28 protein-coding genes are annotated in these 25,573 nt (G+C 64.7%); 15 read left to right on the forward strand and 13 right to left on the reverse strand.

The features are described from left to right. The first annotated feature begins 42 nt into the window (after positions 1-42). Together BRAGE_RS0102805 and BRAGE_RS0102810 are read left to right on the forward strand one after the other, a co-directional pair. Positions 43-531, forward strand: coding sequence for a MarR family winged helix-turn-helix transcriptional regulator (locus BRAGE_RS0102805; protein ID WP_231164102.1), 489 nt, complete (start codon positions 43-45; stop codon positions 529-531). A 314-nt stretch (positions 532-845) separates the two neighbouring features. Then, positions 846-1,301, forward strand: coding sequence for a hypothetical protein (locus BRAGE_RS0102810; RefSeq protein ID WP_027560554.1), 456 nt, complete (start codon positions 846-848; stop codon positions 1,299-1,301). Positions 1,302-1,345: 44 nt separating this feature from the next. Here the strand turns inward: BRAGE_RS0102810 and BRAGE_RS0102815 are convergent, their stop codons facing one another. From BRAGE_RS0102815 to BRAGE_RS0102830, 4 genes are all read right to left on the reverse strand, one after another. Further along, complete coding sequence (locus BRAGE_RS0102815) at positions 1,346-1,981, reverse strand: response regulator transcription factor (protein ID WP_027560553.1); 636 nt, start codon at positions 1,979-1,981, stop codon at positions 1,346-1,348. Between the two features lie 325 nt (positions 1,982-2,306). After that, on the reverse strand, positions 2,307-4,076 hold the full coding sequence (locus BRAGE_RS0102820; RefSeq protein WP_028146181.1) for a peptidoglycan-binding protein: 1,770 nt from the start codon (positions 4,074-4,076) through the stop codon (positions 2,307-2,309). A 155-nt stretch (positions 4,077-4,231) separates the two neighbouring features. Continuing rightward, positions 4,232-4,624: a hypothetical protein gene (locus tag BRAGE_RS0102825; protein ID WP_028146182.1), complete on the reverse strand. Its 393-nt coding sequence runs from the start codon at positions 4,622-4,624 to the stop codon at positions 4,232-4,234. Positions 4,625-4,883: 259 nt separating this feature from the next. Then, positions 4,884-5,495 carry a TetR/AcrR family transcriptional regulator gene (locus tag BRAGE_RS0102830; RefSeq protein ID WP_027560551.1) on the reverse strand — a complete coding sequence of 204 codons (612 nt, stop codon included), beginning with the start codon at positions 5,493-5,495 and terminating at the stop codon, positions 4,884-4,886. A 131-nt stretch (positions 5,496-5,626) separates the two neighbouring features. Here BRAGE_RS0102830 and BRAGE_RS0102835 point away from each other — a divergent pair, with 131 nt between their 5' ends. The 5 genes from BRAGE_RS0102835 to BRAGE_RS0102855 all read left to right on the forward strand — a co-directional run bounded on the left by BRAGE_RS0102835 (position 5,627) and on the right by BRAGE_RS0102855 (position 12,955). After that, positions 5,627-6,853 carry a cytochrome P450 gene (locus BRAGE_RS0102835; protein WP_027560550.1) on the forward strand — a complete coding sequence of 409 codons (1,227 nt, stop codon included), beginning with the start codon at positions 5,627-5,629 and terminating at the stop codon, positions 6,851-6,853. Between the two features lie 270 nt (positions 6,854-7,123). After that, positions 7,124-10,756: an AsmA family protein gene (locus BRAGE_RS0102840; protein WP_027560549.1), complete on the forward strand. Its 3,633-nt coding sequence runs from the start codon at positions 7,124-7,126 to the stop codon at positions 10,754-10,756. A 368-nt stretch (positions 10,757-11,124) separates the two neighbouring features. Beyond that, complete coding sequence (locus BRAGE_RS0102845; RefSeq protein ID WP_027560548.1) at positions 11,125-12,243, forward strand: DUF2336 domain-containing protein; 1,119 nt, start codon at positions 11,125-11,127, stop codon at positions 12,241-12,243. A gap of 25 nt (positions 12,244-12,268) precedes the next feature. Next, positions 12,269-12,514: a hypothetical protein gene (locus BRAGE_RS0102850; protein WP_027560547.1), complete on the forward strand. Its 246-nt coding sequence runs from the start codon at positions 12,269-12,271 to the stop codon at positions 12,512-12,514. Between the two features lie 213 nt (positions 12,515-12,727). Next, the gene (locus BRAGE_RS0102855) at positions 12,728-12,955 is read left to right on the forward strand and encodes a hypothetical protein (RefSeq protein WP_027560546.1); all 228 of its coding nucleotides are present in this window, start codon (positions 12,728-12,730) and stop codon (positions 12,953-12,955) included. Positions 12,956-13,068: 113 nt separating this feature from the next. Here BRAGE_RS0102855 and BRAGE_RS0102860 read toward each other — a convergent pair whose 3' ends face one another. After that, a complete protein-coding gene (locus tag BRAGE_RS0102860; protein WP_027560545.1) occupies positions 13,069-13,302 on the reverse strand; it encodes a hypothetical protein in 234 nt (77 codons plus the stop codon). Positions 13,303-13,463: 161 nt separating this feature from the next. Here BRAGE_RS0102860 and BRAGE_RS0102865 point away from each other — a divergent pair, with 161 nt between their 5' ends. Together BRAGE_RS0102865 and BRAGE_RS0102870 are read left to right on the forward strand one after the other, a co-directional pair. Beyond that, positions 13,464-13,835, forward strand: coding sequence for a cupin domain-containing protein (locus tag BRAGE_RS0102865; RefSeq protein WP_027560544.1), 372 nt, complete (start codon positions 13,464-13,466; stop codon positions 13,833-13,835). 256 nt (positions 13,836-14,091) lie between these two features. Next, positions 14,092-14,577, forward strand: coding sequence for a YkgB family protein (locus tag BRAGE_RS0102870; RefSeq protein WP_027560543.1), 486 nt, complete (start codon positions 14,092-14,094; stop codon positions 14,575-14,577). A 15-nt stretch (positions 14,578-14,592) separates the two neighbouring features. On the opposite strand, the gene BRAGE_RS0102875 is transcribed toward BRAGE_RS0102870, so the two are convergent. Together BRAGE_RS0102875 and BRAGE_RS0102880 are read right to left on the reverse strand one after the other, a co-directional pair. Beyond that, positions 14,593-15,090, reverse strand: a complete 498-nt coding sequence (locus BRAGE_RS0102875; protein WP_027560542.1) for a GNAT family N-acetyltransferase — start codon at positions 15,088-15,090, stop codon at positions 14,593-14,595. A gap of 91 nt (positions 15,091-15,181) precedes the next feature. Next, entirely contained in the window at positions 15,182-16,135 is a 954-nt protein-coding gene (locus BRAGE_RS0102880) for an AraC family transcriptional regulator (protein WP_028146183.1), read from the reverse strand. A gap of 107 nt (positions 16,136-16,242) precedes the next feature. On the opposite strand from BRAGE_RS0102880, the gene BRAGE_RS0102885 reads away from it, so the two are divergent. The 6 genes from BRAGE_RS0102885 (at position 16,243) to BRAGE_RS0102915 (ending at position 20,685) form a co-directional block, all read left to right on the forward strand. Then, positions 16,243-16,581, forward strand: coding sequence for a carboxymuconolactone decarboxylase family protein (locus tag BRAGE_RS0102885; RefSeq protein ID WP_199820243.1), 339 nt, complete (start codon positions 16,243-16,245; stop codon positions 16,579-16,581). A 125-nt stretch (positions 16,582-16,706) separates the two neighbouring features. Further along, complete coding sequence (soxC, locus tag BRAGE_RS0102890) at positions 16,707-17,978, forward strand: sulfite dehydrogenase (RefSeq protein ID WP_027560540.1); 1,272 nt, start codon at positions 16,707-16,709, stop codon at positions 17,976-17,978. Then, positions 17,965-18,513 carry a c-type cytochrome gene (locus tag BRAGE_RS0102895; RefSeq protein WP_027560539.1) on the forward strand — a complete coding sequence of 183 codons (549 nt, stop codon included), beginning with the start codon at positions 17,965-17,967 and terminating at the stop codon, positions 18,511-18,513. Before soxC ends, BRAGE_RS0102895 begins: the two co-directional genes overlap by 14 nt. Positions 18,514-18,520: 7 nt before the next feature. Continuing rightward, a complete protein-coding gene (locus BRAGE_RS0102900; protein WP_027560538.1) occupies positions 18,521-18,991 on the forward strand; it encodes a DUF302 domain-containing protein in 471 nt (156 codons plus the stop codon). A gap of 42 nt (positions 18,992-19,033) precedes the next feature. After that, on the forward strand, positions 19,034-19,351 hold the full coding sequence (locus BRAGE_RS0102905) for a hypothetical protein (RefSeq protein WP_027560537.1): 318 nt from the start codon (positions 19,034-19,036) through the stop codon (positions 19,349-19,351). 578 nt (positions 19,352-19,929) lie between these two features. After that, positions 19,930-20,685, forward strand: a complete 756-nt coding sequence (locus tag BRAGE_RS0102915) for an outer membrane beta-barrel protein (RefSeq protein WP_027560535.1) — start codon at positions 19,930-19,932, stop codon at positions 20,683-20,685. 94 nt (positions 20,686-20,779) lie between these two features. On the opposite strand, the gene BRAGE_RS0102920 is transcribed toward BRAGE_RS0102915, so the two are convergent. From BRAGE_RS0102920 to BRAGE_RS0102945, 6 genes are all read right to left on the reverse strand, one after another. Next, entirely contained in the window at positions 20,780-21,463 is a 684-nt protein-coding gene (locus BRAGE_RS0102920) for a helix-turn-helix domain-containing protein (RefSeq protein WP_027560534.1), read from the reverse strand. A gap of 365 nt (positions 21,464-21,828) precedes the next feature. Continuing rightward, complete coding sequence (locus BRAGE_RS0102925; RefSeq protein ID WP_027560533.1) at positions 21,829-22,281, reverse strand: hypothetical protein; 453 nt, start codon at positions 22,279-22,281, stop codon at positions 21,829-21,831. A gap of 322 nt (positions 22,282-22,603) precedes the next feature. Next, a complete protein-coding gene (gene feoB, locus BRAGE_RS0102930) occupies positions 22,604-24,478 on the reverse strand; it encodes a ferrous iron transporter B (protein WP_027560532.1) in 1,875 nt (624 codons plus the stop codon). 38 nt (positions 24,479-24,516) lie between these two features. Next, on the reverse strand, positions 24,517-24,792 hold the full coding sequence (locus BRAGE_RS0102935; protein WP_027560531.1) for a FeoA family protein: 276 nt from the start codon (positions 24,790-24,792) through the stop codon (positions 24,517-24,519). Positions 24,793-24,905: 113 nt separating this feature from the next. Further along, positions 24,906-25,160 (reverse strand): ribbon-helix-helix domain-containing protein, encoded by a 255-nt coding sequence (locus tag BRAGE_RS0102940; protein WP_027560530.1) that lies wholly within the window; start codon positions 25,158-25,160, stop codon positions 24,906-24,908. Then, positions 25,157-25,345, reverse strand: coding sequence for a DUF4169 family protein (locus tag BRAGE_RS0102945; protein ID WP_027560529.1), 189 nt, complete (start codon positions 25,343-25,345; stop codon positions 25,157-25,159). The genes BRAGE_RS0102940 and BRAGE_RS0102945 overlap by 4 nt, the downstream gene beginning before the upstream one ends. Positions 25,346-25,573 lie beyond the last annotated feature (228 nt).

Consider the following 25,573-nt stretch of genomic DNA (forward strand, 5'->3'; position numbering starts at 1 on the left):
AGCGCACATATTGTTGCGGGTATGGAAACGGGAATCGCGAATTTGCTGGGAGCGCTCTCGCTCGCGGTCATGGATCGGATCGAGCAGGGCGCGCGCGAGGTCATAGGCCGGGGTGGCGAGACGCCCGCGGCGCTCGTCGTCATCGGCTACGGCCAGGGCATGACCAACGACAAGCTGCGGCGCATCCTCGGCCTGTCGCATTCCGGCACCGTCCGCCTGGTGGACCGTCTGGTCTCGGATCGGCTCGTCGAGCGCCGCGCCGGAAAGGACGGCCGCGAGATCGCCTTGCACCTCACCGCCACGGGCGCGGCGATGCGGAACGAGTTGATGACCTCAAGGATTTCAGCCGTCGCGTCGCTTCTGGATGTGCTGTCGCCTGCAGAGACGAAGCGGCTTGAGACGCTGATCCACGAGCTGCTGGCGAGGCAGGACACATCCGAGATGGATCGCTTCACGATCTGCCGGATGTGCGACGACAGCGTCTGCACCAATTGCCCCTTGCCCACGAACAAGGGCAAAAGCGGCCGCTGAGCGAGCTGCTGCGAGGGATGTGAGGGGGATCTCCGCGAACTCGGAATCGTAGGGTGGGCAGAGGCGCACTGCGCCGTGCCCACCACCTGTCAATGATTTCGAGAGAAATGGTGGGCACGCTTCGCTTTGCCCACCCTACGATACTGACGCGAAGGTCGCCGAGCCGAAGGATCTAGCGTATCGTCGCTTCGATGCGTTTCTTCGAACGCCATCGGGCCGGGGTACTTTTTCCGGATCGGAACGTCCGGCTATTCCCCACGTTGTTGCGGCCGGGCGGCTACCATCCAACCAACCGGCACAAGAGCAGCAACATGATGAAGAAGACCGCCGCAATCCTGATCATGCTCTGCGCGTTGCCGGCTGCCGCCGGCGCGGAGAGCTGGAGCAGCTATCGCATTCCCGAGAGCGGAACCAGTGTCGACATTCCCGCGTCCATCTTCACCGAAGAAGCGGGCCGGCCCGACGGATATGGCGTGCAGTACCGGACAGGCGACGGCCGTGCGGACCTCACGGTGCAGGCCGTCCCGAACGACGGCGGCTCACCGCGGGCGTTCCTGGCCAGGAAGAACCCGCCGGCCGGCATCATCTACAAGCGCGTCACACCGCGCTTCTTCGTGGTCTCCAGCATCCGGCGCGGCAAGATCTGGTACGACCGCTGCAATTTCGCCAGCCGCTACGTCCACTGCGTGCTGATCAACTATCCGGCCGCCGAGAAGCGGCAATGGGATGCGATCGTCACCCGGATCAGCAATACGCTGAACGGCGGCTGATTCTCGCGCTGCCGGGTCGCTTCTGCTCGCACGCAGAGATCGCCCTATGCGTCCGCCGCCGGCTCGTCCGTCGCGCCGAGCACGCCGAGCCGTTCGGCAATCCGGACCAGCTCCACCAGCGACTGGATCTGAAACTTTTCCATGATCGCGCGCCGATGCGCCTTGATGGTGCGCTCGGAGCTCCCAAGCTCGCGCCCGGCATGCTTGCTGGTCTTGCCCCGCACGATGATCTGGAAGACCTGCCGCTGGCGCGGCGTCAGCGTCAATAGCCTGCGCCGAAGCACCTCCACTTCGCCGTCGAGCGCGCGCGCGTTGCCATGCCGCGCCATCGCGCGTGCGATCGCCCGCAGCAGATCATCCGGGCTGACAGGCTTGATGAGGAAGTCCTCCGCACCCGCCTTGATCGCCGTCACGGTGATGCCGATGTCCGCGTAAGCGGTCAGGAAGATGATGGGCAGCGTCGAGCCGCGCTGCATCAGGCGCTGCTGCAGCTCGAGTCCGGAAAGGCCCGGCATCCGGACGTCGAGAAGAATGCAGCCTTTGCTTTCGTCTGGCGCCTGGTCCAGCAATTGCTGCGCCGACGCATAGATCGCGACGCGGTATCCGCTCGCCTCGAGAAGTTGCTGGATGGTCGTCAGATACGATGCGTCGTCATCCACGACATGGACGATGCCGGGCAATGATGTCTCCTGGACGAAAAGTAGCGCGTCGCTTGCTTTTCTTGCTTGTTGTTGCAGCGCCTTCTCGCCCGGCCATTGCCGGATCACGTCGCCCTTGATCGGCAGTTACGTTTTGGAAGCGCAGGGGGCAAATTAATTCTGTGTCAGTCAACGGCACCAATGCCGACTGTGCTCTTTTGATTGCAAATGCCTCGCAACTGCGTGCGGACGCGCGTGTGGGCGGCCAGGGCGCGCTAGCATCAGGTCTGCTTGCTACGGCCTATCGCTTTCAATGCGGCAGGCCGCAGAAAAAGAGCCCCGCCGGGAGGCGGGGCTCGGAAGCGCGTCAGTACTTCTTGGCCGGCTGCCCTGACGTCGAAGGCGGCGGGGCATTGTTCTGGTTGGTTTGTCCAGTCGGCGTGTTCTGGCTGGTGCCGGGCTGACTGGTGGACTGAGTGTTGCTCTGGGCCGGGGCCTGGCCGGTGGTCTGGCCCGATGGCGGTTGCGTGCTGGCCTGGCCCGGGTTCGCCGGCTGGTTCTGCTGAGCCTGGCCGGTCGTGGACGGCTGGTTCTGCGGAGCCTGACCTGTGGTCTGGTTCTGCTGCGCCGGCGCGTTGCTCTGGCCGGTGCTTTGCCCGGTCGTGCTCTGCGGCGTCGACTGGTTGTTGCCGCCCTGGCCGACGGTGGTCGACTGACCTTGCGTGGCGCTGATCTGGTTCGACACGCCGAGCGCAGTGACCGTGCGGGTATCGATCGAGCCGGTGGCCTGGAAGCCTTCCTGTCTCTGGAAGGTCATCAACGCATTGCGCGTATCCGTCCCGAGAACGCCGTCGGCTTCGCCGGACAGCATGCCGCGTTCGATCAGGACGCGCTGAACGACGCGAATCTCGTCCGGGCTGAGATCCAGCGCGGCAACGCTGCCGCCGCCACCGCTAACGGTCGAGCTGCTGCTCCGAGCATAGTGCGTCCGCGGTCCGGCGGGAATGACGTCGACGATCCTGCGGCTCCGGTCGGTGACGACGATCTCGTCATCGACGACGAAGAAGCTGTCGTCGCGGTAGTCAGGATAGACGTCGATCAGCGCGGGATAGGCCGAGACCGAAACCACGGAGATGTTCCGCGGCACGACCACGCCGGCATTGACGCGGAAGTTGAGCGAATTGGTGTTGACCCTCACGCGGTCCACATTGCGTGAGCTCAGCACCGACTGCTGCAGCTGGGTCTGCTGCTGGGCATTCACCTGTACGCGGCCGGACATGCTCTGCGTAGCCCCGCTCTGGGTCTGTGCCTGGGCGTTGGCCTGTCCTTGCGTGTTGGCGCCGGTCGTTGCGCCCTGCGTGTTTTGGCCTTGGGCGTTCTGGCCTTGGGCGTTATTGCCAGTGTTCGCGCCGGTGGTTGTCTTGCTCGGATCCTGCGCGGTCTTGCTCTGGGCGTCATTCCTGGTGTTCGCGCCGGTCGTCGTGGTGCTCTGACCCTGCGCATTCTTGCCCTGGGCATTCTTGTCTTGTGCGTTCTTGTCCTGTGCGTTCTTGTCTTGCGCAGCCTTATCCCGGGCATTGTCCCTGGTATTGGCGCCCGTGGTCGTGCTCTTGTTCTGCTCTGCGCCTTGCGACTGATGCGTACGGTCGCGGTCGCTGCGGCTCTGTCCGACGGTCTGATCCTTTCCGCTCTTGTCGCTCTCGGACTTGGACTGACGCGCCTGGTCGCGATCGCCACGGCTCTGACCGATCGTCTGGTCCTTGCCCTGCTTGCCGGGTTCGGATTGCGACTGACGTGCGTTGTCGCGCTCGCGGCCCTGACCGATCGTCTGCTTGTCGGCCTTGTCGGCGGCCCGGCTGCTGTCTTGCGTCGCGGAGGAACCCTCGGCCCGGCCACCGCCGGCGCGGCCCTGCGTCATTCCTTCGCTGTGCGAGGCGCCACCTGCACCGTGCGAGCTCGCGCCGCTGGAGTGTTCCGCAGCACCTCCGCTGGCACCGCCAGCTGCGCTGCCACTTGCGCTGCCGCCCGCACTCATTCCGCCGCCAGCACCTTCACGCATGCCTTGCGCCGATGCCAGGCTGACACCAGCGAGCAGCACTGCTGTCGTCAGCAGGAACTTGTTCTTTCCCATGTTCATCTGAATCTCCTTGGGGTTGCTTGGTTGCAGTTGCGCGGTTGCGTAACGACGCGACCGCGCGCACGAACGCTCTCGATCGAAGCCGGATGCATCGATCTGGTTGTTCGGTTTCCGAGGCTCAGCGTTCCGCGCCGGGCCTGTCTTGGCGCTTCACATCACCAGTGATGGTGCCAACGATGGTGGTAGAAGTGCCGCCGCGGGAACGGTGCGCCGTAATAGGCGAAAGCGGGACGCACGACGCGGCGATAGCGGTAGCCGTAATAGGCCGGGGCATAACCCGAGCTGTAGTAGGTCGTGGTGTAGCCGCCCCAGGGATACGGCTCGTAGCCGCCGCCGTAATAGCCGTAACCAGGGCCATAATAGCCGTAACCCGGACCATACGCGTAAGCGGAAGAGGCGAGGCCGCCGAATATGGCGCCTGCGATCAACCCGCCTGCCAGCGCCGGACCGAAGCCGCCACGCCAGCGGGCTTCCGCGGGCGTTGGCGCTGCCACGGCGCTCACGCCGAGCGTGCCGACGGTTGCCAGAACCAACGCGGTCTTCTTCATGTGCCTTCCTCCCAGTTGGTGTTGCGATGCCGGGCCAACAGCAACGACGGGCAAAAGTTGCAAACGCGCGTGCGGGAGAGAGAAAGAGTCATGAAGATAAACGGCGCGTTCATCTCGACGGCTGCGCGTCTTCCGACGGAGGCCTTGTCGCTGATCGCGGTGATTGAAGAGATCGGCACGTTCCGCTGTTCCGCGGCCGATTCAGACCGCGTTGCGCAAGGCGTTCCCCGACTGCGACGGATTAGCGCATGCGAAGATTCTAGTCCGACGCCAGTCCCGTCCTGCGGCGCAAATCAGTGATCGCGCGCAAGAAGCTGTCGGCCGGCGTGGTCTCGGGATCGATCAGCCGGTGCAGGCGGAAGCCGTCTTCCAGCGCCAGTACGACGCTGGCCATCCAGGGCGGGTTTAGCGTCTCGCCGCTCGGCTTGTTCTTCAAGGTCGCCTCGACGATGTCGGCAACCAGCTTGCGCCGCGCGCGCAGCCGTTTTGCAAGCTCGGGACGGCGCTTCTCGGCGCGCGCGACGAACAGGATCATCTCCATGTGGAGCAGGGGTGAGCGGCCGAGGGGATCCTGCTTGCTGCGGTCCATCGATTTCAGTGCCGCGATGAAATCGTCGAGATTGTCGTGCTGGGCCAGGATGTCCATATTGCGCCGGATCGACTGCTCGACATGGTCCTCGAGCATGGCGATGATCAATTCGTCCTTGCTTTTGAAGTTCGAATAAAACGCGCCGCGGGTGAAGCCCGCCGCGGCCGCGATTGCCTCGATGCTGGCGCCGCCGATGCCGTCCGCCTCGAACACGCGCGCGGCCGCCTCGAACAGCTTGTCGCGCGTGTCGTCCCTGGTCGGCCTGGTTCTTACCCTTGACATCGGCGCAGTTTAGGGCAGAATGCAACTCGATACAACAATGTATCGAGTTGATGATTTCAGGGATGGTTACGCTGCGCGAAAGAGGGGCTGCCGGCGTATTCGTGTCATGCGGCAACCGATGTGAGGTCACCATGAACGAGCAAGTGCAACCCGCAGGCGGACCGCTGTTCGATCCGCTGTCGCCTGACTTCATCCGCGATCCCTATCCGCATTACGACCGGCTGCGTACGATCGATCCGGTCCATGTGACGTCGTTCGGCCAGTTCGTCACCAGCCGCCATGCCGACGTCAGCCTCGTGATGCGCGACAAGCGCTTCGGCAAGGATTTTGTCGAGCGCACCAAGCGGCGCTACGGCCCGCAGATCATGGACGAGCCGATCTTCCGCAGCATGGGTCACTGGATGCTGCAAGCCGATCCGCCCGACCATACCCGCCTGCGCGGCCTCGTCGTGAAGGCGTTCACCGCCCGCCGCGTCGAGGACATGCGACCACGCATCCAGGAGATCGTCGACCAGACCATCGATGCCGTGATCGATCGCGGCCACATGGACCTGATCGAGGATTTCGCCTTCCGCCTGCCTGTCACCATCATCTGCGACATGCTCGGCATTCCCGAGGATCATCGCGAGGTCTTCTACAAGAGCTCGCGCGACGGCGGACGGCTGCTTGATCCGGTGCCGATGTCGCCCGAGGAGATCGCCAAGGGCAATGCCGCCAACATGATGGCGCAGATGTACTTCCAGCAGCTGTTCGAGCTGCGCCGCCGCAGTCCCGGAGACGATCTCACCACCCAGCTGGTGCAGGCCGAGGAAGACGGCAACAAGCTCACCAACGAGGAGCTGACCGCCAACATCATCCTGCTGTTCGGCGCGGGCCACGAGACCACCGTCAATCTGATCGGCAACGGCCTGCTTGCGCTCCACCGCAATCCGGACCAGCTCGCGCTGCTCAAGGCGCGGCCGGAGCTGATGGTGGGGGCGATCGAGGAATTCCTGCGCTATGATTCGTCGGTGCAGATGACCGGCCGCGTCGCGCTGGAGGATGTCGAACTCGGCGGCAAGACCATCCCCAAAGGCGAATCCGTGCTGTGCCTGCTCGGTTCGGCCAACCGCGACCCGGCGGTCTATCCTGAAGATCCCGACCGGCTCGACGTTACCAGGCCCAATGTCAGGCCGCTGTCGTTCGGCGGCGGCATCCATTTCTGCCTGGGGGCCCAATTGGCGCGGATCGAGGCCGAGATCGCCATCGCGACGCTGCTGCGGCGGCTGCCGGGCTTGCGGATCGACGACGTCGAGAACCCCGAATGGCGCCCGACCTTCGTGCTGCGCGGCCTGAAGCGGCTGCCGGCGAGCTGGTGATCGCTGCCAGGGTCCTCATCCTGAGGAGCGCGCCAGCGCGTCTCGAAGGATGACAGGCCCCGCTACATCTACGCGGCGATAGCCGGGCCTTGCCGTTCGCGACGGCCGCGTTTCCGCGGCCTGCTCACCATGAGGGTTTACCACCGGCGTTAACCTCCGCGCGCAACAGTCGCTGTGACTTCGCCACACTTGGCCCTATATAAGGGGGCTGTTCCGGCGCGCCTGAGGCCCTCAGGTTTGGCCCGGGCCGGTTTGGCCGAGGGGAGACCCGTGCAGACGACGCTGCTCGGATTAGCGATTGCCTTCATCATTGCGCTGCTGGCCGCGCTGATCGGGCCTTACTTCATCGACTGGAACCAGTTCCGGCCCCAGTTCGAGGCGGAGGCGAGCCGCATCATCGGCGTGCCGGTGCGGGTGGCAGGCGAGCTCGACGCGCGGCTCTTGCCGGCGCCGACCCTGCGGCTGCGCTCGGTCACCTTCGGCGGCAACAACGATCTCGGCCGCCTGCGCGCCGACAAGCTCGACGTCGAGTTCAGCCTGGGCTCCCTGATGCGCGGCGAATGGCGCGCCACCGAGCTTTCGGTCAATGGCATGGCGGTCGATCTCGGCCTCGATGCGCGCGGGCGGGTCGATCTGCCCTCGACCGCGAGCGGCACCTTCAACCTCGCCTCGCTCGCGATCGAGCGGCTCAACCTCACCGGCCGCATCGCCCTGCACGATGCCGCCAGCCGCTCGACGCTGGAATTGAACGACATCGCCTTCTCCGGCGACGTCCGCTCGCTCGCCGGCTCGGTGCGCGGCGACGGCAGCTTTACGGTCGGCCGCTCGCGCTATCCGTTCCGAATCTCGTCCGGTCCGAGCGCAGACGGCAGCGCCACGCGTCTGCATCTCAACGTCGATCCTGGCGAGCGCCCGATCCTCGCCGATCTTGAAGGCGTGCTCGCCTTCGACAACCGCCAGCCAAAATTCGACGGCGCGCTGACGCTCGCCGTGCCCGCGGCCAAAAAGCCGGGCGAGGCCGGGCCGACGCCGTGGAAGCTCACGACAAAACTCAAGGCCGATCCGGCCGGCGCCAAGTTCGAGCAGGTCGACGCCAGCTTCGGTGCGGAGGACAGCGCGCTCAAGCTCGGCGGCGTCGGCGATCTCAAATTCGGCGCCTCGCCGCTGCTGCGCGCGGTGCTGTCGGCGCGCCAGGTCGATGCCGACAAGCTCGCCGGCAAGGATGACACCGAGCCGCTGCGCATCCTGCCGGCACTGCGCGCCGGGTTAGCTGCGATCCCGCAGGCGCCGATCCCGGCGCAGATCGAGTTCAACTCCGACCAGATCATGCTTGGCGGCCGTCCGCTCCAGAACATCGCCGCGGAGCTTTCGACCGACGGACGGTCCTGGACCTTCCAGAAGCTCGAGCTGCGTGCGCCCGGCATGACGCAGCTCTCGCTCAACGGTGCGACGCCCGGCGCTGACAGTTTCAGTGGCCGCCTCAGCGTCGAGTCGTCCGATCCGGATACGCTGGTGGCCTGGCTCCTGGGCCGCAGCGAGATCAACCGCCGCAGCACGCGGCCGCTGCGCCTGTCCGGCGACGTCACGATCGCCGCCAATCATCTCGCCGTCGACAAGTTGAAGGCCGAGATCGAGGGCGGCGCGGTGGAGGGCCGCATCGCCTTCGTGCAGACCGGCGCGAGCAAGGGCTCGCACATCGACGCCGAGATCAAGGCCGATCGCCTCGACCTCGATGCCGCCGCAAGCTTCGTGCGCGCGCTCGCCGGCCCGCAGGGCGAATGGCCGGAGGAAGCAAGACTCTCGCTCGATATCGGCCGCGCCATCTCTGCCGGCCAGGAGCTGAAGCCGTTCGCGGCCAAGCTCGGCTACGGCCCGGCGGCGCTGTCGCTGGAGCAGTTGCGGTTCGGCCAGGCCAGCGGCGTGACCACGGAGGCGAGCGGCAGTTTCGATCGCACCAAGGCGACCGGCAAGCTCGCGCTGAAATCCTCCGCCAATTCGCTGCGCGAGCTGACCGCGCTGATCGAGCCGTTTGCGCCTTCGGCGCGCGCACGCTTCGATGCGCTCCCGTCGGTGTCGGGCGCGACGCGCCTCAAGCTCGACCTCAGCCTCGACAAGAACGCCGAACATGCCGATCGCAGCAACGCCCGCGCCGTGTTCGACCTCGACGCGCCGCAGCTCAAGGCGAGCGCAACGCTGACCGCGCAGACGCCGGTCGCCGCCGTGAGCGGCATCGATATCGAGACGTTGCGGAGCAGCGACTTCACGCTGGACTCGAAAGTCTCGACACCGCAGGCTGGCCCCTTGCTGGCGCTGCTCGGGCTCGACCGCATCGTGGCCGCAGGCGAGGGCGCTTCGCAGTTCGAAGGCAAGCTGAGCGGCGCCTGGCGGCGGCCGCTGCAATTGAACGCAAAGCTCAACGGCGGCGGGCTGGACGCGGATGCGCAAGGCAATGTCGAACTCTCGGAGCCCAAAGGCAGCGTGAATTTGCGCGTGCGCAATGCCAATCTGGCACCGCTGTTCGGCACCAGCCCGACCGACAAATCGGTGCAGAGCGTCAACCTGTCCGCGCGCGTCGCCCTGTCAGGCAACCGCCTGACGTTCGACGATCTCGACAGCAGCGCGGCCGGCTCGCATCTGCGCGGCCATCTCGCGGTGACGCTCGACCCGGAGAAGAACGTCGAGGGCGAAGTCGGCCTCGACTCACTCGATCTCATGCCTGCGCTCGCAATGGCCGTTGGTGCTGCCGGGCGTGATGCCGGCGAGCCGCTCAGCGCGGGGCTCATCAGTGGCTGGCGCGGCCGGATCGCCTTCCAGGCGCTGCACGGCAATTTGCCCGGCGGCATCGAGCTGCGTCCCGTCGGCGGCATCCTCAGGAGCGACGGCCAGTCGCTCGCGCTCGACGGCCTCAAGGGCGGTCTCGGCGGCGGCGAGATGTCGGCGAGCTTTGATGCGCGCAACGGCGCCAATGGCCTCGCGCTGAGCGCGCGCATCGAGCTTGCCAATGTCGATGCGGCGAGCTTGCGCTACCGCGATCTCGCGCTGCCGAAGGGGCGCGCCTCGGTGCAGATGGCGCTGACGAGCCAGGGCCGTAGCATCGCGGCGCTGACCGGCGCGCTCGCCGGCAACGGCACGGTGACGCTGGAGTCCGCCGAGATATCCGGTCTCAATCCGCGCGCCTTCGAGATCGCCATCCGCGCCAGCGACGGCGGCCAGGTCAGCGACGACAACCGCCTGCGGCAACTGGTCGAGCCCGCCTTGTCGGCAGCTCCCATCGCGGTTGCCTCGGCGCAGATCCCCTTCACGATCCGCGACGGTCGGTTGCGGGTCGGCGCAACGCCGCTGGAAGCGAAGAATGCGCGCGCCATCGTCTCCGGCGGCTACGACATTCCCGCCGACCAGGCCGACATCCGCGCCAGCCTGACCCCGATCATGACCGGGCTCTCCGGCGCGCCGCCGGAGATCCAGCTGTTCGCGGCAGGCCCCCCCGACAGGCTGAGCCGCACCGTCGATCTCGCGCCGCTGTCGTCATGGCTCGCCGTGCGCACCATCGACCGCGAGACGCGCCGATTAGATGCGATCGAGCGCGGCGAGCCGCCGCCGGCGACCGCGGCGCTGCCGACGCTGGTGTCCCCCGATCCGGTGCCGGAGCCGTCGCTGACCGACGTGCCGCTGCCCGGCCGCGACCCGCGTCGTGCGCCGCCGGCCAAGCCAAAGGCCGCGCCGATGCCGAAGGCGCCGCAGGCCGCTCCCGCAGCGCCAAGCCCACCCCTTACAAGCCCGCCGCTCGCAAGCCAGCAGGTCGCCCCCCTGCCGCCGCCGATCGAGGTGAGACCGGCCCCGGGCCCGCCGCCGGCAAAGCCGCGGCCGAAGCCGCCGCTGGTCCTGACGCCGTCGAATCCGTAAGGGCCAATTGGTTTGCGGGGATCGAGCCGCGGGCTTTCTTAACCTCTCCCGCTTGCGGGAGAGGTCGGCGCAAAGCGCCGGGTGAGGGCTCTCTCCTCCAGGGGGCTATCCCATTGCAGAGACACCCTCTCCCCAACCCTCTCCCGCAAGCGGGAGAGGGGGCGCACCTCCCGTGCGGCGGCTTCCCGTCCTGCTCGCCAGTTAACCCATTCCCTCGCATTTGAATGAATTTTGGTCGGCAAAACTGATTTGCTGATTTTACTGAATTCTCGCATCTCAGCTCTAGTGTTGTTCCCAGAGGAATTCGGCGTCCTGCCAGCACAGGCAGGACGGCGCGCCAAGGACGACCAAGAACTGGGGTTATCGAGATGAACGGGGCGAAATCGCTTCTACAGGATCTGGACGACGCGATCGCGCGCGGCACCGACGAGAGCCGCGCCAAGGCGTTGTGGCATGCGACCGACATCCTGATCACGGGCCGCTACAGCGACGACGAGATCAGCATGTTCGGCGAGGTCATCGGCCGGCTCGCCGACGAAATCGAGGTGGCGGCGCGGGCGCAGCTCTCCGAGCTGATGGCGGCCTGCGATCACGCCCCGCTCAACGTCATCGAGAAGCTCGCCCTCGACGACGAGATCGAGGTCGCCGGTCCCGTGCTGCGCGATTCCAATCGCATCGACGAGAAGATGCTGGTCGAGAGCGCCCTGACCAAGGGCCAGGCGCATCTGCTCGCGATCTCGCAGCGCCAGCAGATCGGCGAGGCCGTGACCGACGTGCTGGTCAAGCGCGGCAACCAGGAGGTCGTGACCTCGGTTGCCAGGAACGAGGGCGCGCGCTTCTCCGGCTCCGGCCTGTTGCACATGGTCCGCCGCGCCGAGGGAGATTCGATCCTCGCCGAGCAGCTCGGCCTGCGCAAGGACGTGCCGCGGCACATCTTCCAGCAGCTGATCTCGAAGGCGTCGGAAGACGTGCGCCGCCGCCTCGAGACCGAGCGTCCCGAGATGATGGCGCAGATCCAGAGCTCGGTGACCGAGGTCACCGGCGACCTTCAGTCCAAGTTCGGTCCGTCCTCGCGCAGCTATTTCGTCGCCAAGCGCGTGGTGACGACGCAGTACCGCCAGGGCAATCTCAACCAGGATTCGATCTCGAATTACGCGCGACAGCACCGTTTCGACGAGGTGCAGATCGGCCTGTCGCTGCTGTCGGCGCTGCCGGTCGACGTGATCGAGCGCGCGCTGATGGACCGCAACCGCGAGATGCTGCTGGTGCTGTGCAAGGCGCTCGACTTCGCCTGGGATACGACGATGTCGCTGCTGTTCCTCGGCGCCAAGGATCATCTGATCACGGCGCGCGAGCTCCAGGACAATGAACGCGAGTTCGGCCGGCTCAAGATCGAGACCTCGCGCAGCATCTTGAAGTTCTACCAGTCGCGCAAGACCGGCGCGGGTGCCGATGCGGGCCGTCAGCCCGAGCTCCAGGTTCACTGAGCGGGAAATCGAGGGAGTATTTGCAATGTTGCCTCAATTCGGCACCGCGGTTCGCAAGAACAAGAACCTCACCAAGGCCGTCACCGCCGATGTCGGCGACGGCGCACCGGACAAGGCGTCGGTGGACGCCGCCTGGCTCGTTCTCGAAGCCGCCAACGATCTCGGCGACCACGCCGCGATCGAAGCCTGCCGCCGCGTCATCGACGCCGAGCTGACCGGCACCGCGGCCCGCAGCTCGGACATCGATCTCGTGCTCGGGTATTTCAGGTAAGACGTCGCAGGATGGGCATCGTCTGCCCATCGGACAAGTTGCAGGATGGCTTCCGTCGTCATTGCGAGGCGCCCGTGCGACGAAGCAATCCAGATTTCCGCAAGGCTCTCCCTCGATTCCGGGCGGGCAATCGCCGAACCGGCGCGGTCGAAAGCGTGCTATCGTACCACCTGGGATAGCACGCGCTATCCCCAGGATATGGGAGAGATAGCCATGAAGACCTTGTCGTTCCTCGTCGTCGGGCTCGCTGTCGCAACCCTTTCGACGTCGCCTGCAAGTGCCGAGTACAAATGCTCCTGGAGCGGCGGCACCATTTCACCGGTGCCGTGCGCCAAGCGCTATGCTGCCAATTACGAAGCCTGCCGGAAATACGTCATAGAGCGCGGCACCAGCGCGGCCGACGCGATGTGGTGGTGCACGAGCCAGGGTTACACCAAGTGATTTGATGCGTATCGCAATGAGGAGGCCGCCGCGGTCGGCGGCCTCTTCTTTCGTCCAAATGCAAAAAGGCCCCGCCGCAGCGGGGCCTCCTTGCTCACTTGTACTGGTCCGCACTAATCGTCCCAGTCGTGATGTCGGCGAATTACGAAGCCGCGGTCATAGTCGCGGTCGCGGTGGTACCAGCCATGATGCCAGCCGCGGTCGTGCTCGTAGATGCGGGCGCGCGGGCCGTCATAATAATCCCTGTCGCCGCCGACATAGACGCCGAAGCCGGCCGCATTGGCGATGGTGGGGGCACCGATTGCAAGCGTCGCTAGCGCCGCAAGAGCGTAAGTCAGCTTCTTCATCTGTTCCTCCTTGGTCTGCATCGTCGCGGAGTCAACGACTGCCGCCATCACCTGTTGCAGGAACAGTAGCGAAACTTTCTTGAATGGCTGTTCAGGTCGGTTGCATTCGCGAGCTCCAGCGAACAAGTTGCAATGGAACTGCAAGAGCAAGCGAGGCACCCATGGATGAACGATCAGACGGTGGAACACGCGCACAACAAGCAGGCTTTGCCGGCGTCACACGCAAGGTTCTCGAGCGTCTTCCCTTGCCCGGCACGCAGCAGGAGCTGATGGTCGTCGAGGTCACCTATCCGCCGGGCGGTGTTGCGCCTCTGCACCGGCATCCCGTCGCGGGCGCGATCTATATCGTCGAAGGCGTTGCCGAGTCTGCTTACGGCAGCGACGAGCCGCGGCAATACCGGGCGGGCGAGACGTTGCAGGACCGAGCGGATCTTCCACACACATTGTTTCGCAATTGCGATCCGGACCGACCGCTCCGCTTCCTGACCATCTACGTGCTCGAACCCGGGCGTTCCTACACGATGGAGCCGTGAGGTAGCCCGTAGGATGGGTAGAGCGAAGCGAAACCCATCATTGCCTGCCGAGCGTACTGAAGCGCGATGGGTTTCGCTTCGCTCTACCCATCCTACATGCTGTCGCTCGCTGTCCACGAACACGCGCATCGCACGCAGCTGTGATCTGTGAACCAGCCAGGCGCGGGTAACACCGGAAGCTCCTCTCCGTATAGCCGGTAAGCGAACGCTTTCGTTCGCCAGCAGATGCGCGCGCAGTCCGGGGAGACATCGTCACATGCAAGGGTTCAATGTCGCCGAGAGCGGTGGCGGTTCTTATCGTCCGCTCGCCATCCTTCGCTGGGTCATGGTGATCATCTTTATCTCGTTTGGAATGCAGAAATTCACGCTGCAATCCGCACAGGGCATCGCCCAGTTCATCACCAACAGCCCGTTCATCTCGTGGCTGTCGGTGTTCGGCCTGAGGGGCGAGGCCTATTTCCTCGGTGTCGCCGAATTCGTGATCGCGGCGCTGCTCGTGGCCGGCAGCTTCAGTCCGATCTTGTCTGCGGTCGGTTCATTCATGGGCGTCGTGACCTTCGCGATCACGTGGTCATTCTTCTTCACGACGCCGGGCGTCGTGACATGGAGCCTCTCAACCGATCCGATGGCCTGGAATCTGGCCGGAGAGTTCCTGTTCAAGGACATCGTGCTCTTGTGCGTCTGCGTCGTGCTGTTTCTCGCTTCGCTGCCGCAATCAATCGTTCGGTCGCGCACCGGCTGAGGGTGAATCCGCCTTTCACCGCCGGATACGGTAGATCACCACGTCCTCGCCGCGATGAATCGTGCTCTTCTCCAAAACGTAGTTCGCCTTCTCCAGCACGCGGCGGGAGGCGCCGTTTGCGAGGAAGACCAGGCCGATGAGGGACGACAGCTCGAGTTGCGACAGCCCGATCTCCGTCAGTGCGGTCGCGATCTCGCTTGCCAGTCCCTGGCCCCAGAACTCGCGCTTGAACGTGTAGGCGATCTCGATCTCGTCGATGTCATCGACGACGATGTGCCGGATGCCCGCCCGTCCGGCGAAGGTCCCGTCTTTCGTGCGCAGGACCCACAGCCCAAAGCCGTGCTGGTCCCAATGCGCCATGTTGACGGCGAGGTATTGCTTCGTCGCCTCCGCCTCCCGCACCCCGCCGAGATAGCGGGACACCTCGGGATCGAGATGCAGCGCGACGAGATCGTCGATGTGATTTTCGTTCAGCCGCTCGGCGGTCAACCTCATCGTGCTGAAGCCATTCATGGAAAAAGACTGCCGCTTTGGAGATGGCCAGCGATGCCGAGGCCGACGCTGCCATCTGCCCCTGTTTTGCCCGGCGGGTCAATCGGCGCGCTCAGCCCGCCGTGCCTTGCTGATGGCCAGGCCCCGCCACTCTCAGGGCACTGGGCCGCAGGCCGTATCTGCGCATCATGGCCTTGCTCAGGGCGCTTTCGGACGCGTACCCGACCTCGCTGGCGATCTTTGCGATCGGATCGGAGGTGCCGGCCAGCCGCTTGCGCGCGATCGTCAATCTCAGATCGGCCAGGAACGTCATGGGCGCGACCCCGGCGCGCTTGCGGAACGCCCGCACCAACGTCGCGCGCGACGAGATGGCGACCGTCGCCATCTCATCGAGCGTCCAGTCCCTGGCGAGATCGTTGAGGATTGCGGCTACCACGCGGGCCGTGGTGCGGTCCCGCAACAGCGACATCGTCCCGTCCCCGGAGGCTTCGTCGGCGAGATGGTCGCGGAGCATCATGACGAACAGCGCCCGCGCAAGGTCGGCCGCGACCATCTCCGCTCCAACGCGCCCGGCGTCGAGCTCGTCGCGGATGTCGATCAATAGGTGCCGGAACCTTTCCAGCAACGGCTCTCCCGCCGTGCGCAGCACGATCTCGTCGGGAAGGGCCGCGATCAGCGGGTTCTCGTCCGAGGTTTCGAACAGGAAGCGGCCACACAGGAGTTCGGTGTCGACTTCGGCATCGACCGTCGCGCGCTGCCGGACGCCGTTCCGGAGCTCGGTCGAAATCCGCCCGGCAGCACCGTCCCTCTGGCTTCGGACCGCGTGACTGTCGCCGTGCGGCAGCAGGAGGATGTCGCCGGCCTCCAGCCGCTGCGGGCCGAGGCCCGGCCGCTCGACCACGCAAGAGCCGCGGGTGACCATGTGGAATTGCGCCCAACCCTTGCCGTTTGGCGCGTGTAGCGACTCCCAGCTGCCGCCGAACTTGCAGGAATCCTCGATCACGGGACGGATCCTGAACAGCGGCACCATCGCCTTCAACAACTCCGCCGCGTCCGCCTCCGACATCCTTCTCCCCTTGATCCTCGCGGACATGAGTCCGAGCCGCCCGGCCATTCCACGGAGCGGCAGATCGCATCTAACCTAACGGCATCACGATGAGAAGGAAGCATCTCATGGCCATGCTCGACTGGAACAACTATCGCCGCCAGATCGTCGCCGGTGTCGGCGAGATCGGCAAGCTCGCGCCCGATACGGTCAAGGGCTACGCGACCCTGAGCGGCGCAGGCGCCAAGACAAATCACCTCGATGCGAAGACGCGTGAGCTGATCGCGCTTGCGGTCGCCATCAGCCTGCGTTGCGACGGCTGTATCACCGTCCATGCGGCCGAGGCGAAAAAGCACGGCGCGAGCGAAGCAGAGATTGCCGAAGCGCTCGGCACCGCCATCTCGGTCAATGCCGGCGCCGCGCTGGTCTACGCGACTCGCGCGCATGAGGCGTTCAAGGAAGCGTGAGCCAACGCGCCGACGCTCATTCCTTCTAACACAACCTAACGCGCAATCGTCGCAGCGTCATGTCAGTGTCGCGACATGAGCGTTGCCGTCATTTCGAAAAAGCACGGTTATCGACGGGAGAGCCCATGACGTCCAGAACGCCAACCGAATTGTCACCGCGGCCTGCGAACGTGTCGCGCCGCGGCTTCGTGGGAGGCCTGTCGGCGGGCATCCTTGGCGCGGCCGCAACTGAAGCTGCCGCCGCCGAGACTCTGGCCGACGTGCCCGATCGCGGGCCCGGCGCCGATCTCAGCGCACACAGCGAACGCTCCCGCTTCGCAAAACTCGATCGCATTCCCGAGGCGACGCCCGGCAAGCGCAACGTCGATCCCGGCGATGCCATCAATTCCAAGACGCCGCACCAGAAGCTCGTCGGCAACATCACGCCGACCGACCTGCATTACGAGCGCAGCCATTCGGGTGTGCCCGACATCGATCCCGCGCAGCACCGGCTGCTGATCCACGGCATGGTCTCGAAGCCGCTGGTGTTCAGCGTCGAGGACCTGAAGCAGATGCCGTCGGTCACCCGTGTCGTGTTCATCGAGTGCACTGGCAACGGCTGGGAGAACTGGAAAAAATCCGACCCTGATATCACGGTGCAGAACACGCACGGCCTCGTCAGCACCAATGAATGGACCGGCGTCCCGCTGAAATTCCTGATCGACCTCGTCGCCAAGGACAAGGGTTCGAGCTGGATGCTGGCGGAGGGCGGCGACGGCGCGGGCGTCGATCGCAGCATTCCGCTCACCGACGAGATCGTGAACGAGGCTTTCGTCGCCTACGGGCAGAACGGCGAGCCGCTGCGGCCCGCGCATGGTTTTCCGATGCGGCTGGTGATGCCGGGCTTCGAGGGCAACCTCAACATCAAATGGCTGCGCCGCCTCAAGTTCGGCAACGCGCCCTGGATGACGCGCTGGGAAACGGCGCGCTACACGCAGTTGCTCGCGAATGGCAAGGCGCGGCAGTTTCAGCTGCGGATGGAAACCAACTCCGTCATCACCCAGCCCTCGGGCATGATGCAGATCCAGCCTGGCTACAACCGCATCTCCGGCCTTGCCTGGAGCGGCCACGGCAAGATCGCCAAGGTCGAGATCTCGACCGACGGCGCGAAGACCTGGAAGCCGGCGCAATTGAGCCAGCCGGTGCTGTCCAAGGCGCAGGTGCGCTTCCAGATGGATTGGGTCTGGGACGGCAAGCCGACCAAGATCGTGAGCCGCTCGACCGACGAGAAGGGCAACGTCCAGCCGGACCGGCAGTCCTTCATCGCCGCGATGGGGACCAATGCGCTGTTTCACTACAACGCGCAGCAGACCTGGAGCATCGACGAGGCCGGGAGGGTCCGCAATGTCCTCGCATGACAAGCTGGTTTTCGTTGGCATCCTCGCCGCCGGACTGCTCGCGGCTCCCGCACTGGCGTTTGATTTCGGCCGTACCGCGACGCCTGCCGAGATCAAACTGTGGGACATCGACGTCGGGCCCGATGGCAAGGGCCTGCCTGACGGCAGCGGCACCGCGGTCCAAGGTAAGCAGATCTTCGCCGACAATTGTGCGGCCTGTCACGGCGACAACGGCCAGGGCGGCATCAAGGATCGCCTCGCCGGCGGACAGGGCACGCTCGCCTCCAACATGCCGGTCAAGACGGTCGGCAGCTTCTGGCCCTATGCGACGACCTTGTTCGACTACATCCATCGCGCGATGCCCTATCCGACGCCGGGCTCGCTCAGCACCGACGAGACCTATGCCGTCACCGCCTACATATTGAGCCTCAACGGCATCGTTCCCGCCGATGGCAAGATCGACAAGGAGTCCTTGCCGAAGATCAAGATGCCCAATCGCGACGGCTTCGTTCCGGAGCCGGAATTCGATCCCGCCAAACTGTTCCGCAACAAGTGAGCGGACAATGAGGCTTTCGGCACTGATCAGGATGCTCGCTCTGATCGCGGCGACATGTTCATGGGAGACGCAAGTCATGGCTGCAGACGGACTCATCACCATCAAGAGCAGTTTCGGCCCCGAAGACACCATGAAGCGGCTAGAGGCGGAAGTGAAAGCCAAGGGTCTCACGGTGTTCGCCCATGTCGATCACGCCGCGGGTGCGGCTGCGGTCGGGATGAATTTGCGGCCGACGGATTTGCTGATCTTCGGCAACGCCAAGGGTGGCACGCCGTTGATGCAGCAGGCGCAGACCATCGGTATCGACCTGCCACTGAAGGCGCTGGTCTGGCAGGACGAGCAGGGCGTAACCTGGCTGTCGTACAACGATCCCGCCTTTGTGGCGGGGCGTCATGGCGTTGGCGAGCCGGCGAGGGCTGCCATTACCACAATGACCGGCGCGCTGCATGCAATCGCAACCAAGGCCACGGCACAGTAGGCGTGATGCCGTGGCCCTCCTCAGGCACAAAAGGAGAGATCCATGAGTGTTACACATGATCAACCGGCACCATCCAACCCGCAAGACGGCAAGCTCGCCCGATGGCTGGTCATCGCGGTGCTGTGCGCGTTGCTCGTCGGCGCCGGCGCGCTCGGCTATCTCGGCTGGGTCAGCACGGATACCAAGGTGCCGGAAGCGGGCTATGTCGCGCTGGTGCTCGGCGTCGTGTTCTCGCTGATCGTCGGCGTCGGCCTGATGGCCTTGGTGTTCTACAGCAGCCGCGCAGGCTATGACGAACCCGCGGTGCTGATCCAGGAGCCGGAAAGCGATCCGGAGGATGGACGCAGCGACCTGCGCTGATTGGACGGCAATTTGCGCCGATGCAGACCGGTTGATGCCGTTTGCTCTGTATTGTCCGGGGGCATCAAATTTGATCTGAATCAAGCAGGCGGATGCCAGTCGTACCACAACGCGTCACTGAGGGTTGGTGACAGTTGGTGCAGCGCAATGATTGCAACGTGGTACGTTACCTTTGAGGTGCAACAGCGGGGCATTCTTCCGAGACAGCGGAGCCCTCGCGAGACAAGGACTTTTCCGACAGAGCAGGAGGCCAAACTCTTCGCGCGCGAAAAGCGCGATGCGGGATGCGCCGTCTTTGCAGGCACGATCAACCCGCACCTTCCAAGGCGATTGATCCCGTCCTCCGGCATCAATGCGTGGCTCGCCGACGAACAGGATGGCGCCGCGACGAGCGGCACTTCGGACACCGACTAAGCACTTTTGCATGCATAGCGATGGCGCTTAGGTGTTGCCATTTTGTTACGGGTCAACACTCCCCCCGCGCGTAAACTTCAGGCTGTTCGCAGACTTTTATGCACGCCAGCCTGCATAAGGGTCTTGCGTCGGACGTAAGAAACTTGAGCAAAGGGGACGAAACGATGAAAAAACTTTCGATCGCGGCGATCGGTTTCGCGGCGCTGAGCATGTCGGCTCCGGCCTTGGCGGCCGATATGGCCGTCAAGGCGCCGCCGCCCGCGCCGGTGGTGGCGGTTTACAACTGGACCGGGTTCTACATCGGCGCCAACGGAGGCTGGGGACAGAGTCACGGTTGCGCGGATTTCATAACGCCCGCAGGCGCCGTCGGAAGCGGTTGCGCCGATCGCTCCGGCGGCCTCGCCGGCGGGCAGATCGGGTATCGCTGGCAAACCAATCAGTTTGTGCTCGGCCTGGAAGCCCAGGGCGATTGGGCCGAGATCAAGAACACGCGCGTCAGCCTGATCGATCCGTTGATCTCGACCACGGGCAAGATCGACGCCATCGGGCTGTTCACAGCCCAGCTCGGCTGGGCATGGAACGCCTCGCTGCTCTACGTGAAGGGCGGCGCCGCCGTGACGCGCAATCGCTTTGACATCTTCAACAATGTCACCGGCGTCGGCCTCGCCTCGGCAGGCCACACGCGCTGGGGCGGCGCGCTGGGTGTCGGTTGGGAATATGGATTCTCGCCGAACTGGTCGGTCGGCGTCGAGTACGACCATCTCTGGATGGGACGTGACAACACCACCTTCGCAGGGGTCGTGACGCCCGGCGGGTTCACCCTGACTGGCAGCGGGGTCACGCAGGATGTGGACATGGTCACGCTTCGGTTGAACTACCGCTTCGGCGGTTTCGGTGCGCCGGTCGCGGCGCGCTATTGATCTGATGTCTTCCCAGTGAACTCAGGCCCCGGCATCGACCGGGGCCTTTTTCATTGGAGGTCGCAACGAGCAGGGATGCCTGTTGCTGCCAGAGTCAGTTCTGGCGGTCGAGCCCGGCGAGTTGCTGCCTGTCCACGAGAACAATGTGGCGCTGGCTATTGTCGATGAAACGAAGGATGCCGAGCTCGCGCAGATGCGACAGCGATCGCGAGACGGTCTCGATCGTCAGGCCGAGATAGTCTGCTATGTCGCGCCGAGTCATGGGCAGCGCCAGAATGCCTGCGGTGGTGAGCCGCTTGTCCATTTCGATCAGGAAGGCGGCGACCCGCTCCATCGACGTCTTGCGTCCGAGTAGCAGCATATGATCCTCCGCATGCCCAAGATTCGTAGCCGCCATGCGGAGCAGATCTCTGGTCAAGGTGCCGTCATTCTCGGCGGCGGCATCGAGGCTCTCACGCCTGACGCGATGCACGATCGTGTCGACCATGGCTTCCATGCTGAAGCGGTGGACATCGCCGTTCTCCAGCCCAAAGAAGTCGCCGGCAACGTGGAAGGCACCGATGTGGCGACGTCCGCCGGACAGCAGTTTGCAGCTTCGTACCGCGCCCGACTTGACTTGATAGACAAATTCGATCGGCTCTTTTTCGCTGTAGATCTCGCTGCCACGTGTGTAGGTGAATTCGCTCAGGCTGATCGTCGGATTTGAGGCGGAGAGTATTCCGAACTCTATGAGCGTATGTGGGCGGGGAAGCGAGGCCGAGGTCTGGTGCATCGGCATTGATCCAACTCCTCAATCAGGTGACGATCGGGTTTGTCAGCCATGGCGCATGTGACACCGGCCAGTGCCGACCGCTCGAGGTCCGCGCAAAATTCGAGCTTGTTCCAGCGCGGAACTGGTGACTATCGTCATAAGGTTCATTGTACCAAGGGACAGCACGATGCTGCCTTCGACGGCGCGACGTCGGTCGACGCACTCCTTCTGCTCGTCGGGCTCGAGCGTGACGAAGCGGCTGGAGCGATTACGCCGCTCGTAACGGTCTCGGCTGCACGCCGGGCACGCTCGTCAAGGGCGGCGATGGGATCATGTATGTTTGCCAATAAGTGAGCGAGACCGGAGGCGCGCCGTGCGCGCCTCGCAACCAATTACCAGTATCTGTACCCGAACCATCCGAACTGCCCCTGCCGAGCCGCCAGCACCATTTGGGGCGGCGTGTGTCGCTTCGACCGCACAGCGGCGTGTTGGGACTTGCGCGCTCGCTTGCGATCGACCGCCTCGCGTGGCGGCGAGTCCGGGCGCGCCATGGCGAGTGCGTTGGCAACCGCCGGAGTTTGGGCCCGGATCATCGGCGGTTCTGCGCGGTCGAGAGGGGCCGCGGCTTGCGCGACCGACACCGCGGGCGCCGCTGCGACGATGACCGGCATGCTTGTATCGAGGATGACGCGTTCGGGCAATTTGCGATCCGAGTGAATGCGTATCGCCGGCCGGTCTGCGGCGCTCTTCTCGGCGATCGGGGCTTTCGGGAGACAAAAGTCCGCAAGGAAGAGCAGGGCGAGCAACACTGCACCGACCTTCCAGAAGTACGCCAGCAACGACATCTCGCTCGCTCCGCGCCCCCCACAATGGGCCCAGCTTGCGACGACGTTACGCCATTTTGCAATGCGCTGTGAGAACGGGCTTGATTCAAATCAAGCGCGCGAAGAAATCTCCGATGCGGTTACGAAGTTTCTTCGACAACTCCATCGTGCCAGTGTTTTGCCCGACGAAGTAGTACAGTCGTCATGCCACTTTTCGATGATGCCATTATGCCGGTGTTTTGCCCGACGTGTCAAATGTATTTCGGATAATACGTAAGGCCCCTGATATCGCAGCGCCGGTCTACTGTGCATGGGGTTGTTTTCGAAGTTTGGTTTCGAGGGGCTATCCCGCCCCGAGCGCCACCGCGATGTTGTACGTCACGAGGCTCGCGGCATAGGCCAGCACCAGCATGTAGGCGAAGGTCGCAGCCATCCATCCCCAGCTCCCGGTCTCGCGCCGGATCACGGCGAGCGTGGAGGCGCATTGCGGGGCGAAGATGTACCAGGCCAGCATCGATAAAGCGGTTGCGAGCGACCATTTCGTCGCCAGCACCTGGCCGATCTGCTCGGCCGCTTCCTTGCCGCCTTCGATGGCATAGACGGTGCCGAGCGCCGCGACCGCGACCTCGCGCGCTGCCATGCCCGGGATCAGGGCGACCGCGATCTGCCAATTGAAACCGACAGGGGCGAGCAGCGGCTCCAGCGCCTTGCCGATGATGGCAGCAAGGCTGAAGTCGATCGCGGGCTCGGTTGCGCCCGCGGGCGGCTGCGGGAACGAAGCCAGGAACCAGATCAACACCATCATCGAGAAGATCGTGGTGCCGGCGCGGTACAGGAACATCTTGGCGCGGGTGAAGATGCCGATCGCGATCGATTTCAGCCGGGGCATCTTGTAGTCCGGCAGCTCCAGCATGAACGGCGCCGGCGCATAGTCGCGCAGCATGAAGAATTTGATCAGGAACGAGACGGCAAGTGCGCTGACGATGCCGGTCGCGTACAGGCCGAACATCACGAGGCCCTGCAGGTTGATGAAGCCCCAGACGTCCTTTGCCGGAATGAAGGCGGAGATGATCAGCGTGTAGACCGGAATGCGCGCCGAGCAGGTCATCAGCGGCGCGATCAGGATCGTGGTCAGCCGGTCGCGCTTGTTGTCGATCACGCGCGTCGCCATGATGCCGGGAATGGCGCAGGCAAAGCTCGACAGCAGAGGAATGAAGGCGCGGCCGTGCAGCCCCGCGCCGCCCATGATGCGGTCCATCAGGAACGCTGCGCGCGCCATGTAGCCGAAATCTTCCAGGAGCAGGATGAACAGGAAGATGAGGATGATCTGCGGCAGGAACACGATCACGCTGCCGACGCCCGCGATCGCGCCGTTCTGCAAGAAACTCTGCAACAGGCCGTCGGGCAGGGTGGCTTGCACGAACTCCCCGAGCGTGTCGAAGCCGGACTTGAGCAGGTCCATCGCCGGCTGCGCCCAGGCGAACACCGCCTGGAACATCACGAACAGGATCAGCGCCAGGACGATCAGCCCGCCGACCGGATGCAGCACCACCGCATCGATCCGCGCGGTCCAGGTGTCGGGCCTGGCAGGCAGGCTGACGCAATCGGCGATGATGCGATCGGCCTCGCGCTGGGTGGCGCGCAGCTCGGAGACGCTGAGCGCGCGCCAGCTGTTATCCTGCGGCGGCTCGGCGGCGAGTTTTGCAGAGATCTCGTCGGTCAGCGCCAGCAGGTCGGCGGTGCCGCCCTTGCGCACCGCGATCGAGGTGACCACGGGCACGCCGAGCTCCTTGGCCAGCCGCTCGACGTCGACGGTGATGCCGCGGCGGCTCGCGATATCGAACATGTTGAGCACGAGGATCATCGGCCGGCCGGTGCGCTTGAGCTCCAGCAGCAGGCGGATGGTCAGGCGCAGATTGGTGGAATCGGCGACACACAACACGAGGTCGGGCACGGTCTCGCCGGAAGCCTTGCCGAGCACGAAGTCGCGGGTGATCTCCTCGTCCGGGCTGCGGCCGCGCAGCGAATAGGTGCCGGGCAGGTCGACCACCGAGACCTGACGCCCCTGGGGCGTGACGAAGAAGCCTTCCTTGCGCTCGACGGTGACGCCGGGATAGTTCGCGACCTTCTGCCGGCTGCCGGTCAGCGCGTTGAACAGCGAGGTCTTGCCGCTGTTGGGCGTGCCGACCAGGGCGAGATGCAGCAGGGGTAATTCCATGTGATCAAAGGCCTTGGGAGCAGATGTCCGGTCGCCAATTAGGCGACGATGATGGCCATGGCTTCGCGGCGGCGCACCGCGATCGTGATGTTGTCGACCCGCACGGCGATCGGGTCGCGCCCGACCAGCCCCTCGTGCAGGACCTCGACCCGGGCGCCCTCGACGAAGCCGAGCTCGATCAGCCGGCTCTCGAGCTCGATATCCGAGAGCGCCGAGCCTGCGTCCTTGGCGGAGAGGTGCTGGATGACGCCGGTATAGCCGCGCTGGGCCAGGCCCAGCGGCATCTCGCGGCGCGTGTCATGGGTGTCGGTCATGCCCTGTATTTTCAACGCAGGGCAGTGAGGTCAAGCGCGCGGGTCGGCCGAAGCTGCACCTTAGAGTGATTTTAAAGTGCAGATGCCGAAAGCGTGAGGAAACGCCTCGGCCGCTACTGGGCCGGGACCTTGTCCGGCTGGAGGGCGGCCATGGCGCGGCTCTTGAAGTAGTCGAGCACGAACAGGCGGATCGCCGAGGACAAATTGCCCTGCTGGCGGTTGCTGTCGATCTCGCCGACCAGCTCGGACAGCGTCATGTTGCGCAGGCCCGAAATCTCCTTCATGCCGTTCCAGAAGGCCTCTTCCAGGCTGACGCTGGTCTTGTGGCCGGCGACCACGATCGACCGTTTCACGACGGGCGACTTCATGGCTGCTCCTCGCGATCGATCTGATGCTGGTCCAGATGCGCCTTCGCTTTGTCCGCGCGCGTCTCCTCCGCCGACCGCTCCGCCTTCGAGCGGCCGAACTTCGCCCGGTTGGCGTCCGCCTGCTTCGCCGAGGCTTCCCGCTCGGCGCGCTTCCTGAAACGATTCAGGTTGATGACGTTCCCCATGCCGCGTCTCCATCATCCGATCCTCATCAGGCAGGATGAAACATTCAGAAACAGGGTGGCGCGCTGCGCCCCACAAGACTTGATCGTCATTCGCTCATCCTCGTCAATCGGCCCCTCGGGCCATCAAACGATGAATTTCGCCCGTCAAGGGCAGACGGCGGGCGTAACACGCCGTCCGGCCATTTCATTGACGGTAATCAAATCCCGTCTCTAAAACTGCATATTTCT

It is taken from the genome of Bradyrhizobium genosp. SA-4 str. CB756 (assembly GCF_000473125.1).
Classification (GTDB): domain Bacteria; phylum Pseudomonadota; class Alphaproteobacteria; order Rhizobiales; family Xanthobacteraceae; genus Bradyrhizobium; species Bradyrhizobium arachidis.

What these genes read in the sequence shown, in the direction of transcription:
- feoB (WP_027560532.1), bottom strand. Translation starts at nt 24,478, where the DNA reads ATGGAATTACCCCTGCTGCATCTCGCCCTGGTCGGCACGCCCAACAGC.
- BRAGE_RS0102880 (WP_028146183.1), bottom strand. Translation starts at nt 16,135, where the DNA reads ATGTCGGAGGCGGACGCGGCGGAGTTGTTGAAGGCGATGGTGCCGCTG.
- BRAGE_RS0102830 (WP_027560551.1), bottom strand. Translation starts at nt 5,495, where the DNA reads ATGTCAAGGGTAAGAACCAGGCCGACCAGGGACGACACGCGCGACAAG.
- BRAGE_RS0102865 (WP_027560544.1), top strand. Translation starts at nt 13,464, where the DNA reads ATGGATGAACGATCAGACGGTGGAACACGCGCACAACAAGCAGGCTTT.
- BRAGE_RS0102845 (WP_027560548.1), top strand. Translation starts at nt 11,125, where the DNA reads ATGAACGGGGCGAAATCGCTTCTACAGGATCTGGACGACGCGATCGCG.
- BRAGE_RS0102870 (WP_027560543.1), top strand. Translation starts at nt 14,092, where the DNA reads ATGCAAGGGTTCAATGTCGCCGAGAGCGGTGGCGGTTCTTATCGTCCG.
- BRAGE_RS0102935 (WP_027560531.1), bottom strand. Translation starts at nt 24,792, where the DNA reads ATGACCGACACCCATGACACGCGCCGCGAGATGCCGCTGGGCCTGGCC.
- soxC (WP_027560540.1), top strand. Translation starts at nt 16,707, where the DNA reads ATGACGTCCAGAACGCCAACCGAATTGTCACCGCGGCCTGCGAACGTG.
- BRAGE_RS0102900 (WP_027560538.1), top strand. Translation starts at nt 18,521, where the DNA reads ATGAGGCTTTCGGCACTGATCAGGATGCTCGCTCTGATCGCGGCGACA.
- BRAGE_RS0102855 (WP_027560546.1), top strand. Translation starts at nt 12,728, where the DNA reads ATGAAGACCTTGTCGTTCCTCGTCGTCGGGCTCGCTGTCGCAACCCTT.
- BRAGE_RS0102905 (WP_027560537.1), top strand. Translation starts at nt 19,034, where the DNA reads ATGAGTGTTACACATGATCAACCGGCACCATCCAACCCGCAAGACGGC.
- BRAGE_RS0102820 (WP_028146181.1), bottom strand. Translation starts at nt 4,076, where the DNA reads ATGAACATGGGAAAGAACAAGTTCCTGCTGACGACAGCAGTGCTGCTC.
- BRAGE_RS0102835 (WP_027560550.1), top strand. Translation starts at nt 5,627, where the DNA reads ATGAACGAGCAAGTGCAACCCGCAGGCGGACCGCTGTTCGATCCGCTG.
- BRAGE_RS0102920 (WP_027560534.1), bottom strand. Translation starts at nt 21,463, where the DNA reads ATGCCGATGCACCAGACCTCGGCCTCGCTTCCCCGCCCACATACGCTC.
- BRAGE_RS0102945 (WP_027560529.1), bottom strand. Translation starts at nt 25,345, where the DNA reads ATGGGGAACGTCATCAACCTGAATCGTTTCAGGAAGCGCGCCGAGCGG.
- BRAGE_RS0102895 (WP_027560539.1), top strand. Translation starts at nt 17,965, where the DNA reads ATGTCCTCGCATGACAAGCTGGTTTTCGTTGGCATCCTCGCCGCCGGA.
- BRAGE_RS0102915 (WP_027560535.1), top strand. Translation starts at nt 19,930, where the DNA reads ATGAAAAAACTTTCGATCGCGGCGATCGGTTTCGCGGCGCTGAGCATG.
- BRAGE_RS0102885 (WP_199820243.1), top strand. Translation starts at nt 16,243, where the DNA reads ATGGCCATGCTCGACTGGAACAACTATCGCCGCCAGATCGTCGCCGGT.
- BRAGE_RS0102875 (WP_027560542.1), bottom strand. Translation starts at nt 15,090, where the DNA reads ATGAATGGCTTCAGCACGATGAGGTTGACCGCCGAGCGGCTGAACGAA.
- BRAGE_RS0102925 (WP_027560533.1), bottom strand. Translation starts at nt 22,281, where the DNA reads ATGTCGTTGCTGGCGTACTTCTGGAAGGTCGGTGCAGTGTTGCTCGCC.
- BRAGE_RS0102825 (WP_028146182.1), bottom strand. Translation starts at nt 4,624, where the DNA reads ATGAAGAAGACCGCGTTGGTTCTGGCAACCGTCGGCACGCTCGGCGTG.
- BRAGE_RS0102850 (WP_027560547.1), top strand. Translation starts at nt 12,269, where the DNA reads ATGTTGCCTCAATTCGGCACCGCGGTTCGCAAGAACAAGAACCTCACC.
- BRAGE_RS0102940 (WP_027560530.1), bottom strand. Translation starts at nt 25,160, where the DNA reads ATGAAGTCGCCCGTCGTGAAACGGTCGATCGTGGTCGCCGGCCACAAG.
- BRAGE_RS0102810 (WP_027560554.1), top strand. Translation starts at nt 846, where the DNA reads ATGAAGAAGACCGCCGCAATCCTGATCATGCTCTGCGCGTTGCCGGCT.
- BRAGE_RS0102860 (WP_027560545.1), bottom strand. Translation starts at nt 13,302, where the DNA reads ATGAAGAAGCTGACTTACGCTCTTGCGGCGCTAGCGACGCTTGCAATC.